The sequence below is a fragment of the Ohtaekwangia sp. genome (assembly GCF_036786105.1).
In the GTDB taxonomy this organism is placed as follows: domain Bacteria; phylum Bacteroidota; class Bacteroidia; order Cytophagales; family Cyclobacteriaceae; genus Ohtaekwangia.
In genome coordinates, this window is record NZ_DAIQRQ010000019.1 from 22,708 (window position 1) to 39,412 (window position 16,705).

The window sequence follows — 16,705 nt, forward strand, 5'->3', positions numbered from 1 at the left end:
AGTTTTTTAGTTTTTCATAATCTTGGCTTCGATCGTAGTCGCAGCATCGGTACTTTGCAGGATATATACGCCAGCCGGGTAGTTCTTCATATCGAGTATACCCGTGCGTTTGCCAGACTCCTGCTGCAACTCCAGCGTGCCCACTTCCTGACCGGCCGCATTCATCAAACGGACAGCCGTTACGTTGGTATAGTGGCCGGGCACTTCAATGTGCAGCTCTTTTACTACCGGGTTAGGATACAGCGATACCGTGGCAGCACCATGTTCTATACCGGCAACGATCAGCTCGCGCTCTGCAGAAGTTGTACAACCATCCACAGAAACATCTACGCGATATATACCGGAGTGATTCTGTAATTTGATCGATTGTGTGTTACCATTCGCTATAGCGGCCCCGTTAAAGTACCACTGGTTGCCGGAAGTATAGTTGCTGCTCAGCGAGTCGCCATGCTCGGTGATGGTAGCATGCTGCAGCGTGACGATCTCCGCCAACACCGGCTGACGCGTACCTTCACAGCCCATCGCACTTACCGCCGATACATAGTATGTCTTTGATTGATTGATGACTGGTGTAGTATAAGTAGCGTTCTGTGCAGACGCTACAGGGGTTGTAGCCGTAAGCGATTCATACCAGCGATACGAACCATTGTCAGGTGCACCTGCTGCCTGCAGCGTAACGTGCCCTTGTGTACACTGCTTGCCACCGGTTACTGATGCAATCTCCGGGCGTTGGCCTACGTTGAGCACCATCGTCTTTACAACATCAGGGCTACAGCCATTGCCTGCTGCTTTGATCAGAATCGTATCTGCACCTGCAGAAAGTCCTGCCTTCGGTATAGTCAGATTGATACTGTTGCCTGTACCGGTTACAGCGGCTGATGTAATGGTAGTGTTTTTTACCTGTGCTGTATAGGCAATGTCTGCTTGTGTATTTTGTACCTGTACGATGGCATTTATGCCTGAGCAAATATCTTTAGCGGATGCAATAAAGGCTGATGACACGGCAGGGTACGAGAATGTTACAGCAAAGCGATTGCTGCCATAGCTCTCCTGTTTCGAAGTTACTGCGAAGCTGTAGGATTTTGTTTCGCGCACATTCACCGTATTGTTCGTAAAGTTATCAGTCAACATAATGTTTACAGATGCCGGGAACGATTCGTAATCGGAGAAGTCAAGGGTATAGCTGCCTGCTGCAGCGTTTGCTACATTTAATTTAACCGTGCTGTTGCAGGAGAATGCAGGCAGCGAGTTGATAGCAAGTACTTTTCCATCGGCCATCAGGCTCGAAAGATTGAATGCTGTATTGGGTAGTTTCAATGCGTCTGCCTGGGTATCGAATTTCTCGGTAGCATCCGCGCGGAAGTGGATTACGGCTTCATCGCGTACAGCGCCACTTACCATGGTTATGCGGAGCACATCGGTAGGAGCCGCCTTCTTGAAAAAGGTGGTTTGTGTTCCGGCTACTTTTATATTTTCAGCAGCTTTCAATACCGGCGTTCCGTTACCATTCGCTTTTACCCAAAAGCCCTGGCCCATGGCAATATGGCTGGAGCCTCCGTTGGTTCCCACCACACCGTTCCATGCAGCTACTTGCGTATTGGCGGAGCCATTGTCACGTATATAGATTGCAGCATCCAGATTCGCCTTTGTCCATCCGCTGGTGGCATCCCAATCGATCGTGGAAGGGAATGGATTTCCTACCAGGTTCCAACCGTCATTTGCAATGGTGCCGCTTGATGTAAACGTTACAGGCAAACTTACCGGGGTTACGTTACCGGCGTTGATCGTGCCGCGCACATCCCACAGAGCAGAGCTGATCAGGTTACCACGAACAAACATCGCATACCCTCTTCCCGGTGTTAATATCTCGGTGTTGGAAGCTACCGGGAAATTTTCGTAGCCATCATCGCTATCCGCTACACCGGTTTTGTTGGTGTCGGTAATTACTTTCTCGTTGTAAGAGAACATGGAAGCGGAAGTTGTACAGCCACTGCATTTGCTGGTGCCCGTAAATGTACCGGTTACCGGTATTTCTTTTTGAATGTCAGACACGGTAGCCGCTTGCAGCGGTGAAGCTATATAACGGTATATTCTCGTCTTGCTCGGTCCTTCAATGGCCATGTATCGTTGCACTGTTACGTTACCATCTACACGTGCACCGGAAGGAAGTATACCGATTGCTGCATCTTTGGTAGGGCTGTCGCCTGATGAGAGCAGGGTAAATATAGCGTTGTTGTTACTGCCATCCGCATCTACTGTTACATTGCTGGCAAGCGTAAGCACGCCTTGCAGATTCTGGCTGCTTTCGATGCTTAGTCCGGAAGTATTGGTTACGTTGATGTTGGCGAAGTTGTTAACCTTGGCACCACTGATGGTTTGCTGCCCGTTGGTTCCGGAGAATTTCACCGTACCGTTGTTCGCAGCGAAAGAGCCACTGCTTACAACAAGATTTCCTTTCAGATCGAGCGTAGTCAACGGTGCGAAGAACGCTCCACCGGAAATAGTAAGCGGACCACCAACGGTTATATCGGCAGTTCCACCTTGAAAATTACCACCGCTGAAAGTTGCCTGGTTTGTAATCGTAATAGTTTGTGAGCTTTGTGTAATGGTACCGGTATACCCGGAAGCTATATTGATGCTATACGCTTTAGCAACGGTATTGATGGCGCAGTTACTAACCGCATTGCCTTCGAAATATACTGCATCGGCAGCAGTAGGCACACCGGCACCACCGGGGCCGCCGGCTACGGTAGACCAGTTGTTCTTGTTATTCCACGGGCCATGGTTTGATGAGATCCAGTGCAGGTTCGCACCCGGATATGCCATCGTCCACCACGGGTATAGATTGGCGGCATCCACCGATGGAACGGTGACCGTATTGGCAGGTGCATTCACGGTACCTCCCGAAGTATAATCTGTCCAACTGCTGGCAGACGGGTTCCAGCGTTCGGCAGTTAATCGGCTCTCCAGTGTTACATCGTTGGGAGCATCGTATTCATTGGATGCGTACGAGAACACTACATTGGAAAGAGCAGGCTTCGTGGTATATCCGGATGCATTTACCTGCCAAAAACGATCTACCGTATAGGATGACATATCGCCACCGGTAACTCCGTTCAGGTTGGTAACACCGGTTGGCAGTTGGCTGCTGTTGTTCCAGGTTGTATGATACGTTGAGAATTTGAAAACACCACTGCCTGTGCCGGCAGCTTTGGTGAACGTTACAGGTATATATTCTGTGTTGCCATATCCCCAGGGCACTGTATAGCTGCCGGTGGTGGTACCAATGTTCCATTGAAGAACGTTGTTCTGACCTTCGCTGATAATGTGACCGCTGTTGCGTTTAATAGCATTGGCATTTGAATTCGCGATTACAACGGTCGCGCCATTGGCAATGTTAACTTTGGCTCCGTTCAGCACAAGTCGTCCCTGTGCTGAAGCCTGGAAGCTGATGATCACCAGGAGCCATGCAGCGAAACCTGCTGTACGGGTTGCTCGGTTAATGTATACGTTCATGGTGACGCGATTTATGTTAGTAGCTAATGAATTACTGAATGAAGGTTACATCGAAGGTCACGTTGCCAAGGGCGCGAGCTTGTGTATCAGAATTGATAAAACCGATCACGAGTGTGTTGGCTGCACTCACGCGCGACCACGCTATACCGATACCGGTTGGCAGCGCACTGCGAGGATTGACAATCACCGTTGCGTTCTGGTTAGCACCGTTTACGGTTACAGTGATCTGGCGGGTAACCGTATAGGCGAATGTCGTATTATCGTTGATAGTTACCGTAGTTTTGATCATGTTGTTGAGCACAGTACCGGCAGTTCCTAATTTATAGGTGCCCGCTACATCTACTTTTGCAGCAGGCGTTGTAGTGCCTATACCTACGTTGCCGCTGCCATCAATGCGCATGCGTTCATTCGAAGCCTGCGATGTACCACCGGTCATGAAGATGAGTGACTTTGCTGACGTACCTGTGCCAATCAGAAAATTTTGTCCGATGTTATAGAGGTACGCATCATTCGCAGATCCCATTACACCGCCGCTATAGCTTCCGCCATTTATACCGAGGTCAACGAAGTTGGTAGTTTCACTTCCATTGTTGGCCGTGGCAACTACATCAGAAGAGGCGTTGTTACCGGTAGAAAGGTTTTGAATGTTAAACTGCAGGTAGTTGTTAAGTGTACCTTTTGCCTGCATCGCGTTAACAGAAGAAGTTGTACCGGCATCGATCACAAATTTCTCCGGGTTTGTGGCATCAAACGTTGAAGTACCCAGTGCCATTCTCCCATTTTGCAGACGCATGGTTTCGGTGGTAGTACTGGTATTAAAATTATAGCTGTTGAAAGTGATCGGCTCATCACCATCGTCACCTACCGTGAAGTAAAGACCTCCGTTGTTGTTGCTTCCTGTAGCGCCAAATTCGAAGAAGTCGGTGCCCGCAGAGCTACCCTTCATTTTAAAGTTACCGTTCGCATCAACATATAGTTTGGGCTTGTAGAAGTTAGCAGCCGCTGCTTCGAATTGCAGGGCAGAGCGTACATACGTTACTTTCTCTGTACCATCCGTATAGTCGGTATAGTTTTGTACGAGACCCAGGTTTTGACGCGAGCCTAACTCCAGGTACGATTGATTGTTTGATTTGAAAATGATCTGCTTGTCATCGGTTGTGCCAAGGAAATTCGTAGCAGCAGATGTACCGGCATTACCTTTCAATGACCATGGCCCGCTGTCGGATGATGTTTGTATTGAGAACGATATCCATGCAGTGCCATTCCAATAGTAAAATCCGGGCGTTACATTGTTAGGTGCTGTACCTGCCGTGGCCGTGTTATATACCAGCAAGCTTGTAGCAGGTGATGTGATCGGCGCTGCCGAGTTTGTAGCCGTAAGTGCTACGCGGGGAATTAACAACCCTGAATTGGTTGACGATACATCCAACATGGCTGAAGCATCGGGTGTGTTACCCGTTGCATTAATACCAACGTTTTGTGCTTTTACAGCTCCGAACGACAGGAAGAAAATTGCCAGGAGACTGATGCCACTTTTTCTGTACACTGATGTTTTCATGCTTCGCATTTCTTTGCTTTCTCGAATCATGATTGACAAGAAGTTGTCCAAGTGCCAGAAACCAGCAACAACGGAGGCGATCAGGAAGAAGGAATTTCACCCGAAATTAGGGGGGCTGTCAGAAAAAAACGGCTCAAAAACACGTTATCAGCCTTTTTCCACAAGTATGTATAGCAGGGAATAAACTCAAAAACATGATAATAATTGCATGTCGTTTAACTGGTGTTTTTGTTATTTCGTCCCGATAACACGCAATTAATTTTCAAAATGGGATTTTTTCCATTATCAGTGAATGATGAGATAAATGGGTAGAAAATCGAAGTTTAAACGCAAGCAAGATCCTGGAAAGCTCTGTGCTCGATGGTTGTTGGAGGAGAGAAAATAAGGCCGTTCGTGGTACGGCACAGTGAACTGGTTTTTGAGCCAAATGGCTATATTATTATCTCATTTAAATTCACCGTTATGTTGCTGCTACATAAAACAGAATTATCTTTCTTTTTAGCTATGGGACTGGTTTTGCCTTCTTTGGCGCAAACTCAGAAAGAGATTGATCAAACAATCCAGCGAATGTATCAGACCCTTTCCTTTACTGATGGAACCTGGGAAAATGCAGAGCAACTTCTCGAGGTCTTTCTTCCGGAAGGAAAACTGATTTCCAATGCTGAACAATCACCTCAGGTGTGGACTCCTGAACAATATATACAAACTTCACGTGCTAATTTGTCTAAACGACATATAAGGTCGGTGGAAGAGAAAGAATTACATTCTAAGACCGATCTTTTCGGAAAAATTGCCCAGAGGTTCAGTACCTATCAGGTTCGGTTTAATATTGATGGCAAAGAGGTAATACGTAAAGGGATTAATGCTATCCAACTTATTTGGAAAGATGGCAAATGGATGATTGTGTCTATTATATGGGATCGGGAATCTGATACGTTAAAGATTCCGGTGCAGTATAATCGTGAATAATTGCACGTTGGCATATACTGGATTTACATTGATCACATGAAAATGTGAACCTATAACCTATCGTATAGCGCTATATTTCTTGTGGTGCTATACCTATAATTTGACTCCCAGCCCTAAAAATAGCTATAGGTGTAACGTTATTAGTTATCATATCAGAATTGCATATCAATGGTTACCCTAAGCGATCTGTGCTATTCTGTAATTTCTGTGGGAAATAATGCATTTTGTTCCCACATCCCATGGCTATGAGGAACAGAAACAGCACAGAAAAATAAGTTACACGTTATTCGTTACAAGCTGACAGCCACGCCGTTCATCTGGACCCATGCCAATGCTTCCGTATAGTTTTGAAAATACTTGGTAGTAAGAGGCTTGGCATCAACGGAGTGTGCTTCCTGCATTGACATTTGTGCGAACACATCATCAGGTACGACAATGGCAATCACTTTTACTCCATGCGCCACAACCCACGGGAACCAGATGTTTTTGATATATTCTTGTCCACCTTGTGGGTATACGGTAATATCACGGAGATTTACAACACATTTCTTCAGGTTGAAATGTGTGAACATTTTAAACTCATAGTCGATCACTTCCTTCAATTCATCAAATGTTATGAAGCCTGAGAAAATAACTTCCAGGCAGCCGAGTTCTGCGTTGTGAATTACCTGGGCGTAGTCTTTATACAGATTTTGCATAAGTGTTATAGAATAGTATTGTTATTTTGTTCTTCATTAATAGTGTGAGCACCCGCTTCTTTGTTTTGTTGTGGATTTACCACCCAACGGATTGCGTCCTCCATGTGCAAGAAATATCCGAAAGACACCTTGTCATCAGTCATATCCATCATATTCTCACCCGACATCTTGGAGAAAATGTCCTTTGACATTACAAAGCCTACTTTGGAATGCCCCACGGCAACGGCTTTCTCACGCCATTCTCCGACAGACCATTTTTGGTCATCCTCCAGTATAATTCCAAAATTCGTTGTATCATATACTAATCGACCTGTATTGTATTTTTTCATGGCATCGATCATAGCCATCATCCCGGTTCTGTATTCTTGTGAAGTAGGGGAGAGCTTCCAGCTGCCGATCAGAATATGATTTGATTCATCGTATTGGATGATCTTGTACTCAGTGTCGAAAAAGATTTCCATGGGAAGTGTGTTGATTTAATGCGCTGCATAGTTACGAATCATGCAGCGTTGCTGTAGTATGGGTTTAGTATAAAGTGCGTAAATGGCAAATATTAAGATGTTGAGAAGTAATTCATAGTCATTCACAATTTTTAAAATTACGGTCATAGATATACCGATTTCTACGTACACGATAATAGGTATATTGATTATCTCATTTGAATTATCACCGCTATCGTGGTGATATATTGGTAGCCCACAGCTGACTGTTTGTGAGACACTAAATAAATATGGGTTAGAGGTTCTGGATGTAGTATCTTCCAATAAGTAACCCGGATTGTAAAATCCCCTATAGGACGTTATTTTTCAAGATTTGACCGAATCGTTGCCGGTCATATCCGTAAAAATACGGTCATTCTTTTCGGTGTTTTTTTCTAAACCTGTCAGTACTAAGCCTGAGCAATGCAGAGTAAACTTTTTGTTTTTTTTGTAGACCTCAAAATAAGAGGATATCCGGGAAATACACGGCAACAGCCGCGAACCTACTACCTGATAAAGACCCATGTATAGTTTCCATATGGTAAATGCGTATAGGACAGAACGTCTTGTGAAGAAGGCCGGTGCGATCATGGTGCTGATTTTCCTGTTACCATTAACCATAAACGCACAGCGATTATTTATACGGCAATACTTGGCTGATGAATATAAGGCTGGGCAGAATGAAGAGATTGTTCAGGGAAAAGATGGAATGTTATATATCGCTAACGTTGATGGTTTGGTAACTTTTGATGGTTATGAATGGAGGACGATCTTTCTCCCTAAGCACCAAGCGATCTACTCCCTGGCAGTCGATTCTCTCGAAAACGTATATGTAGGGGGCATCGGGGAATTTGGTTTTTTCCAAAGGAATGATACAGGCGAGCGTGTTTATCATTCATTGATGCATTTGGTTCCCGCAGTTTATCATAACGATCTGCAGATCATCAAGATCATGATTGCAGGCGATGATGTCATCTTTTTGAGCAGCAACTATATCATTCTGTATCGTCAAGGCACGATGAAACTGTTGGACTTTTCAAAGCCGAGAGACGGATTTTTTATTAAGAAAGATACACAGGTGTATTATTTGCACGATCATGTGTTTTATGTATACAAAGATGGCAATTTTGTCGCGTCAGGAATGAAGCTGGATAATGCCATTGATGTGCGTGATGTAGTATCTTATCTACCCGGACAATATATGGTTCTCGACAGTGACAGCAGAATCTGGATATTTGATCCCACACAAAAAACAGGAAAAAAGACACGTTTATTGACAGATAAGGTTGCTGAGTATACTAATGGCAGCTGGCCGATGCGGATTAGATTTCTTGCTAACGGTTTGATAGCTGTTCTCACAGAGGGCAATCTTATATTCTTCGGACAGAATGGAGAAAAGATATATCACATTAAGCCAGATGTTCTTCGTTACATATATCTAAACGATTTTTTCGAGGATAGTGAACATAATTTGTGGATTTCTGGCAATCGCGAAATATTACAGGTTATTACCAGTTCATCTTTATCTTTCTATAACAACGATGACGGTATACATCATAAGATTCTTTCACTCTTTGATGATGGCAAGTATTTGTATGTTGGCTCAGGCTGGGGCTTTTATACAAATGTGAAAGGAACTTCGGAGTTTAAAGTTGTGCACGGTGCGGACGGATATGTAGCTGCCATGTATCAGTTTGACAACAAAGTTTATGCTGCTCATGCCACAGGCGTTTGGGAGTTGAATGGTGAGAACAAGAAACTTTTACTGTCGCAGGAAGGAGTGATCGCGATTTGCAAACTTAAGGGCAAGATAGATCGATTCCTCATTGCAACAGCCTTGCATGGCACGCTGCTGATGGAGAGAAAAGGTAATGGTTGGGGCAAAAAGAAGCTGAAGGGTGTTACCATGCAAGCTAATTATATAGAAGAAGATAATGACGGATTAATATGGATTAGTCACGAAAATCAAGGTGTATCACGAATGCGGTTGAATGATGCTAAAGACTCAGTAATTGAGAGTCATTTTTATGATAGTCATAATGGCCTGCCATCAGATGTTAATAACCGGGTTTATCATTTGAAGAGCATCAACAAAATAATAGTAACTACAGAAAACGGTATATATACGTTTAATACTGTTACGCAGCGATTTGAGCCCTATGAACCTATTAATGCCGCATTGGGCGGTGGCATTTGTATTTACACAATAGCGGACAACGCTGCTGGAGATATTTACTTTTGGGGAGCCCAGCCCCACGTTAAAGAATTTGCGGGTTTGCTAAAGAAGCAAAATGGAGGTAGATATAAGTTGATTACGCAGCCATTTAACAAGATTGAGAAACCTATAGGCGATCTGCGTGTAGATGTTTATGCCCCAATATTTGTTTCGCAAAACGGCAGTGTATTGATCGGGAATGATCTGCGTCTCATTTTCTTTAATCCGGGGCAAAAGACTTTTTTTAATGAGCCGATGCCCGTCTCCATTAAACACATTTGGGCAGATGATACATTGATTTACCGTGCCAATCGCAAATCGATGGTACATGAGCTTCCATATGCTTTGAACAACCTGCGGTTTGAAGTAACAAGTTGTATCTTCGAAGATCCTGAAAAAGTAAAATTTCAGTTTAAGCTGGAGGGTTTTGATAGCGACTGGTCCGACTGGCAAAGCACCCGCGAAGCCGTATATACTAATTTACCCGATGGCCACTATACTTTTTCCGTTCGAGCAAAAGATCAATATGATCGCGTGAGTGCTCCTGCACTGTATTCATTTGCCATACGGCCTCCATGGTATAAAACCGTGTGGGCCATGATGATGTTCCTGAGCGTGTTGATCTGGAGCATGTATTTTATTGTAAGAATATATACCTGGCGCGTAAAAGCGCAGAAACGATTCCTGCAGGCAAAAGTAAGTGAACAGAACCATGAGTTGTTAACGCAAAACGAGGAGCTTTCTGCAGTAAATGAAGAGCTGGCGGCTATAAACGAAGAGATTCATGAAAAGAATAAAGCAATCAGCAATCAGGCAAGGGAACTTGAGAAACTGAATGCTACCAAGGATAAGCTCTTTTCCATTGTTTCACACGATTTGCGCGGACCGGTACGCCAGGTACAGGATATACTCAATCTCATCGATCTGAATTATATATCAGAGAAGGAGCTTCGCGCGATGATGCCGAAGCTGAAAGACAACGTTAGCCAGACACTGAGCCTTACCGAAAACCTTTTGTTCTGGGCCAAGAACCAGATGGAAGGTATACAGGTAAAGCCTTCGGTTTTCAACATGAGTTTAATCGTCGATGAAAATATTCAGCTTTTGAGGCCATTTGCTTCCAGTAAACATATTAGCCTGATCAATGCTGTAAGTGAGCCACTCCTGGTATATGCCGATAGCGACATGATACGTCTTGTGCTTCGTAACCTGATGAGTAATGCCATCAAATTTACCAGCAAAGGAGGAGTCGTTACGGTAGAATATAAAAGATTGATTCAGCATACGCTCATATCGGTTGAAGATACCGGTACAGGAATGTCGGAGGAGGAGGTTAGCATGCTGATGAGCGATGTACATTTTACCAAGTATGGTACTTCGGGAGAAAAGGGGGCCGGCATCGGGTTCAATTTGTGCAAAGAATTTATTGAGAAGAATGGTGGAGTCGTTACCGTAACGAGTGAATTGTATAAGGGCAGCAAATTCAGTTTCACTGTTCCCAATAATGTTTAGTATGGTAAGTGTTAAAGTAATGGAGAGATTCTACGGATTTATATATATAGTACTTGTTGTGTTTATATTTTCGGGATGCGATCCGGAGCCTGCATCCGTTGACGGCCAGTATAAACGGCGCTGCTTTAACCGGCTCGATGAGGCAGTGGATTTATGTAAGTCCAGCCCTGTTGATGCAATGGATAGTTGTTATCGGGCAATCTTTTTAATAGATACCGTACAGGGTATAGATAAAAATATATGGCGCGGTTATGCGCATGCAAAGGGCTTGTTCCATCATTCATTCTTTAAAGAATCATTGAAGGTCATGAATGAGCTGATCCGCGATACGAGTGATCCATCGTTGTTGCTGGAGCATGCACGGTTGTTGCAGCTACGAGGTTCTATGGAGGCAATAGAGAACGAGCAGACAGCGGCAGCCAAAGATTATTATAAGAGTATTAATATCTATCGGCAATTGGGTTTAGAAAAGGATGTAGCCATTTGCTATGCCGATGTAGCCAATATCCATAACAAGGTGCAGAATTTTAAACTGGCTATTGAGAATGGTCACCATGCGTTGGCCGTTCGTCCTGTCGATCACGCAGATACCATGCGTTGTCTTAATGTTTATAATACAATGGCACTTTCATTTATTCCGTTGCATTTGCAAGACAGCGCGCTGTATTATTTTAGGTTGGCAGAAGATCTCGCCATCCGTGAAAAAGCAGAGTTCTGGATTGGGCTGATCAATGGAAACATGGCAGTTATACTGATGAAGCAAGGCCATCTGAAAGAAGCTCTTGCAAAATTGACTATCGATATGCGCGTAAGCCTGAAGTATAACGAGAATGTATCTGCTGCAACAGCCCTGATGAGCAAAGGAGAGATCTATGCAACCCAGGGTAAAATAAGCATGGCACAGCAGTGCTTCGACAGTGCATACTCCCTGCTGCAGACAAAGATAGGCGATAAAGTAGTACTGGGGTTATATTATAAGAAAATGGCGCAATTCAGTCGCGATCAGCAGAAGTATAAAGATGCGGATGAATATTTTCAAAAATTTATACATCTGCGCGACTCGCTCGATCGCGTCAACGTAGGACAGAACGTGGAGCAGATACAAAATAAGTCGTACATGGAAAAGCAGTTAGCGGATATCAACCTGCTCAGGATGGAGAATGGCTACCGGACCAAACAGGTGCGGCTGTGGCAATTGTCGATCGGGGCCATTGCGTGCGCACTTGTATTGATCGTTGTACTGTATCGCAACAAGCGGATTCATAATAAACAGTTGAAAAGATTAAACAATCAACTGGAAGAAATTGTAAAAGACCGCACAGCGGAATTAATGAAGACCAATGAAGAACTGGATACTTATTTATATAGAGCATCGCATGATGTAAGGCGTCCGATACTTTCCGTCATAGGCCTTGCACAAATTGCAGAGTTTGCAGTCTCTGCGGATGAGCGAACCGATATTCAGCGGAAGATTATATCTACTGCCCAGGAAATGGACAAGATGCTCAACAAGCTGAAGATGACGTACGAGCTTCGGGCAACCGTGGAACCGGAGACATTTGATCTGTTTCAATATATTGAAGACTTAAGCCGAAACGTTGGAAAATCATATCCGCATACAAAGTTTACCCTGACCAAGTCCGGAGATGTGACCTTTGCATCGGATATGCGGTTTATCACTATGGTTTTTCTCAATCTGTTGGAGAATGCGTGCATCTTTTGTCGTGTGAATGCGCCCGTAAACATTGAGGTTACAGGCGAACTGGACTATCTATATGTGCGGGTTACCGATCAAGGTATTGGCATTCAGGAGGAGTACCTGGACAGAATTTTTGAAGCATATACACGTTTCAGTGAGCGGTCAGTCGGAAGCGGCATTGGGCTTTACATTGTATCGCGTGCGTTGGCAAAGATTGGCGGCCGTGTGCAGGTTGAAAGCGTTCTCCATGAAGGAAGCACTTTTACTGTGAAACTTCCACGTTGGAAGTATAGCGATCTTTAAAAGAACGAAGCATGCGTGCGATTTTTCCTGAGCAGAACTGCAATAGATAGGGCAAATCCTGATGGCTTCAGGGGGCAGTAAGGTGTTCCCTTACGTGATTGCCCTTATTTCATTTCATTTTTAAGCTATATATCTATATGCGTGAATTGCTATAGATGGTGTTGTGCACAATCAATGACGAAAAAAGGTAACCGCCCGCAACAACATAATTGATTTTTTTTATTTTTTCATTCAGGTGCTTGTCATTTATGGTGTAAAAGTACGCTGGATACTGAAAAAGGGGGAAGTGTAATAAATATACCGCTTCCCGGAAATACGTTTATAAATACACCAGGTCTCATGTCAGCACACGGAAATTCCCCACTTTCTATGTGCCGTTGATACAAATTACACGTCAACTCATCGACACATGCTACAAACTCAACCTTTACCGGTATTAAAAAACTTATACAAGTTTCCGTTAAGCGCCATGCCTGCTTGCGAGCTACACACACGTATGAATTGACACTGCTTTGTTAACATATTGCTCTTATTTGTAATAGAAGATAGAACCTCCAGACTCGTCTATCACATGTAATGCGTTACCAGCATGCATCAGAATTACCTTTCAGCGCTGCTATAGTTTTGTGCTATCAAAATCATTTAATCAGCAAGGTGCTGGTAAGAACTAATCGAAATGAACAAACTATAGCAAATATGAAAATGGAATGGATGTCTAAAATTGTCTTAGTGGTGGCTGCGTGTTTGGTGGTACATTTAGCTTCGGCACAGAACTGTAACTGTAAATATACAGTAGGGCTGACCGAAACAAATGTGGATGGTAAGGCTTTGGGGATTAATCCTGGCGATGTTGTATGTATACAGGCTGGTAAAAGAAGTGTATTGCGTTTTTCTAATTTTACAGGAAGTGCAACACAACCCATTATAATAAAGAACTGTGGTGGTGTAGTAGATGTAACCAACGCTGATAAAGGTTATGCAATGTGGTTCTCTGCCAGCCGTTATTTCAGAATTACCGGCACGGGCGATGCCGCTAATAATTATGGTATACGCTGTGCTGCTACAAAAAGCGGATCCAACTCATTTGTAGTAACTGACCTGAGTTCGGATGTAGAAGTAGACCATGTTGAGGTATATGGATCAGGCTTTGCCGGTATGATGATTAAGACCGACCCACGGTGCGATCTTTCTGCTAACCGCGGTGTGTTTACGATGTATAACGTGTCTGTTCACGAAAACTATGTACACGATGTAAAAGGAGAAGGGTTCTATATTGGTAACTCTTTTTACAATGGCTGGACAGGTAATACATCTTGCAGCGGCACTACGCTGTATCCTCATGATATTATTGGATGTAAAGTTTATAAGAACATTGTACGCAACAGCGGTGCGGAGGCAATCCAGGTAGGAGCGGCATCTTCCGGTTGCGAAATACATGACAACAATGTAGAGCTTTTCGGCCAGGACCCTTTTGCGAGCTATCAGAACAATGGAATTCAGATCGGTCTTGGAACAGGCGGACTGATGTATAACAACGTTGTCAAAAATGGTCCAGGTAACGGTATCATTGTACAGGGCAAAGCAGATAACATTATTTACAACAACGTGATCATTGGTGCGGGCAGCATTGGTATATATTGCGATGATGCTACTACCAGCGGTACACTCGGTTCCGGTTTTTCATTTATCAACAATACTATTATTACACCCGGTAGTGACGGTTTGAAGATCGCTGCAGAACGTGTTAGCATGAACCACTTTATCAACAACATTATTATCAAGCCGGGTAGCGGTGTCTATGTCAACAAAACAATGACATCGGTTAAGATGGATGAAGCCAACAACTACTATAGTGCGAACATTGATGATGTAAAATTTGCAAATGCGGCAGCAGGCGACTATCACCTGTTGAGCACATCGCCGGCGCTGAATAAAGGTGCTTCAGTATCTACTTATGGTGTAACGTTCGACTTCGATAACAAAGCAAGACCTTCCGGTGGTGTATATGATATAGGTGCATTTGAAATGCAGACCGTTTCAAACACAACACCAACCGTGAGTGCCGGGACCGACCAGACTGTTACCCTGCCTACATCAGCGATCACTGTTTCGGGGTCGGCTGCCGATACAGACGGTTCTATTACTTCCTATACCTGGACAAAACAAAGCGGTCCTGCTGCAACGCTGACAGGAACAACAACAGCAACATTGTCGGCTTCTTCGCTGGTAGACGGTACCTATACATTCAGACTTACAGTACAAGACAACGCAGGTGCTACTGCATCAGACGATGTAACGATTGTGGTGAACAGCGCGCCAGCAGTAAATGCCGGTGCAGATCAGGTGATAACACTTCCTGTTTCGAGCGTGTCACTTACCGGAACAGCCAGTGATGCAGATGGAACTATCGCCTCTTATACCTGGACACAGCAAAGCGGACCGAGCGCTACATTATCAGGAACAACGGCTGCTTCATTATCAGCTTCATCGCTCGTGGCCGGTACATATACTTTCAGGCTTACCGTAAGCGATAACGCCGGTGCCAGCACTTCAGATGATGTGATAGTTACTGTAAATAACGCGCCTGTTGTAAATGCCGGTGCAGATAAAACGATAACACTTCCAACGTCCAGTGTATCACTTGCCGGAACAGCCAGCGATGCAGACGGAACAATCCGCGCGTATGCCTGGACACTACAGAGCGGCCCGAGTGCAACATTATCAGGAAACACAACGTCTACCCTGTCGGCAACGGCATTGGTGGCAGGTACCTATACATTCCGACTGACGGTTACTGATAATCTCGGCGCAACAGCATCAGATGATGTTGTGGTAACTGTAAACAATGCTGTTGCCGTAGCGACTCCTATATTCCGCATCAACGCGGGTGGTGTGGCGATCAGTGCTACACCCATCAACTGGATATCCGATACACAGGCGGCCAAGGCCCAGTATCTCGATGCAGCATGTGCTAACTATACTGCGGGTGGTTCTACATGGTCTGGTACAAACACAACCGGTGCCCCTAACAACCTGTTTGGCCCCAACCGTTATTCACCTGCTTACGGTGGCACTACCATGCAGTGGAATTTTCCGGTGCAGAGTGGCACATACCAGGTAAATCTATACTTTGCCGAAACTCCATACGCCGGTGGTGTAAAGGCAGCAGGAGCACGCGTATTCCACGTTGATGCGGAGAGCACACGCATGCTGAGTAACGTAGATATTTATGCAGAAGCCGGTATGAATGCGCTGAAGAAGCAGTTTACAATAACCGTTACAGACGGTACACTGGACCTCGACTTTATACGCTCAGTAGGTAATCCGCAAGTAAATGGTATTGAAATTATTGCGTTGACAGCACAAACTACTACAACTGCCCGCGTAGAGTCTGCAGAAGTACAAACGGCTGCTGTGGAAACTTCTTCATCAATAGAGGCCAGCCCGAATCCGTTCAGCGATGTGCTTAACCTGACACTCGGTGCGCAACGTGAAAATGTTTCGATCGTGCTGCAGGATATGAGTGGATATGCTGTATTGCAAGAGCTGCAACAGGATGTATCGGCTGTAACAATCGACTTTAAAACGAAAAGTATTCCTACCGGAGTATATATCATTACTGTAAACGCTGACGGCAATGTGTTAAAGCAGCGATTGATCAGAAAATAATTTTAGTTTAGCTCATCCATGACAGAAGAGGCCACCGAAAGGTGGCTTCTTTGCTTTCTGTTTTGGGTAATTATAATTTCGTCATAT

At 44.5% G+C, this 16,705-nt stretch carries 8 protein-coding genes; 4 read left to right on the forward strand and 4 right to left on the reverse strand.

Going from position 1 to position 16,705, the window contains the following annotated elements:
- Window positions 1-6: 6 nt before the first annotated feature.
- Window positions 7-3,516 (reverse strand): Ig-like domain-containing protein, encoded by a 3,510-nt coding sequence (locus V7Q33_RS10520; protein WP_333819802.1) that lies wholly within the window; start codon window positions 3,514-3,516, stop codon window positions 7-9.
- A gap of 31 nt (window positions 3,517-3,547) precedes the next feature.
- Window positions 3,548-5,074: a hypothetical protein gene (locus V7Q33_RS10525; RefSeq protein WP_333819803.1), complete on the reverse strand. Its 1,527-nt coding sequence runs from the start codon at window positions 5,072-5,074 to the stop codon at window positions 3,548-3,550.
- 360 nt (window positions 5,075-5,434) lie between these two features.
- On the opposite strand from V7Q33_RS10525, the gene V7Q33_RS10530 reads away from it, so the two are divergent.
- Window positions 5,435-6,043: a hypothetical protein gene (locus V7Q33_RS10530; RefSeq protein WP_333819804.1), complete on the forward strand. Its 609-nt coding sequence runs from the start codon at window positions 5,435-5,437 to the stop codon at window positions 6,041-6,043.
- 290 nt (window positions 6,044-6,333) lie between these two features.
- On the opposite strand, the gene V7Q33_RS10535 is transcribed toward V7Q33_RS10530, so the two are convergent.
- A complete protein-coding gene (locus tag V7Q33_RS10535; RefSeq protein ID WP_331983151.1) occupies window positions 6,334-6,741 on the reverse strand; it encodes a hypothetical protein in 408 nt (135 codons plus the stop codon).
- A 5-nt stretch (window positions 6,742-6,746) separates the two neighbouring features.
- A complete protein-coding gene (locus V7Q33_RS10540) occupies window positions 6,747-7,202 on the reverse strand; it encodes a hypothetical protein (RefSeq protein ID WP_333819805.1) in 456 nt (151 codons plus the stop codon).
- Window positions 7,203-7,743: 541 nt separating this feature from the next.
- Between V7Q33_RS10540 and V7Q33_RS10545 the strand changes: the two genes are divergently transcribed.
- From V7Q33_RS10545 to V7Q33_RS10555, 3 genes are all read left to right on the forward strand, one after another.
- Window positions 7,744-10,947, forward strand: a complete 3,204-nt coding sequence (locus tag V7Q33_RS10545; RefSeq protein ID WP_331983155.1) for a sensor histidine kinase — start codon at window positions 7,744-7,746, stop codon at window positions 10,945-10,947.
- Window positions 10,948-10,966: 19 nt separating this feature from the next.
- Window positions 10,967-12,949, forward strand: a complete 1,983-nt coding sequence (locus V7Q33_RS10550; RefSeq protein ID WP_331983157.1) for a HAMP domain-containing sensor histidine kinase — start codon at window positions 10,967-10,969, stop codon at window positions 12,947-12,949.
- 696 nt (window positions 12,950-13,645) lie between these two features.
- The gene (locus V7Q33_RS10555; RefSeq protein WP_331983159.1) at window positions 13,646-16,618 is read left to right on the forward strand and encodes a PKD domain-containing protein; all 2,973 of its coding nucleotides are present in this window, start codon (window positions 13,646-13,648) and stop codon (window positions 16,616-16,618) included.
- The last annotated feature ends 87 nt before the right edge of the window (window positions 16,619-16,705 follow it).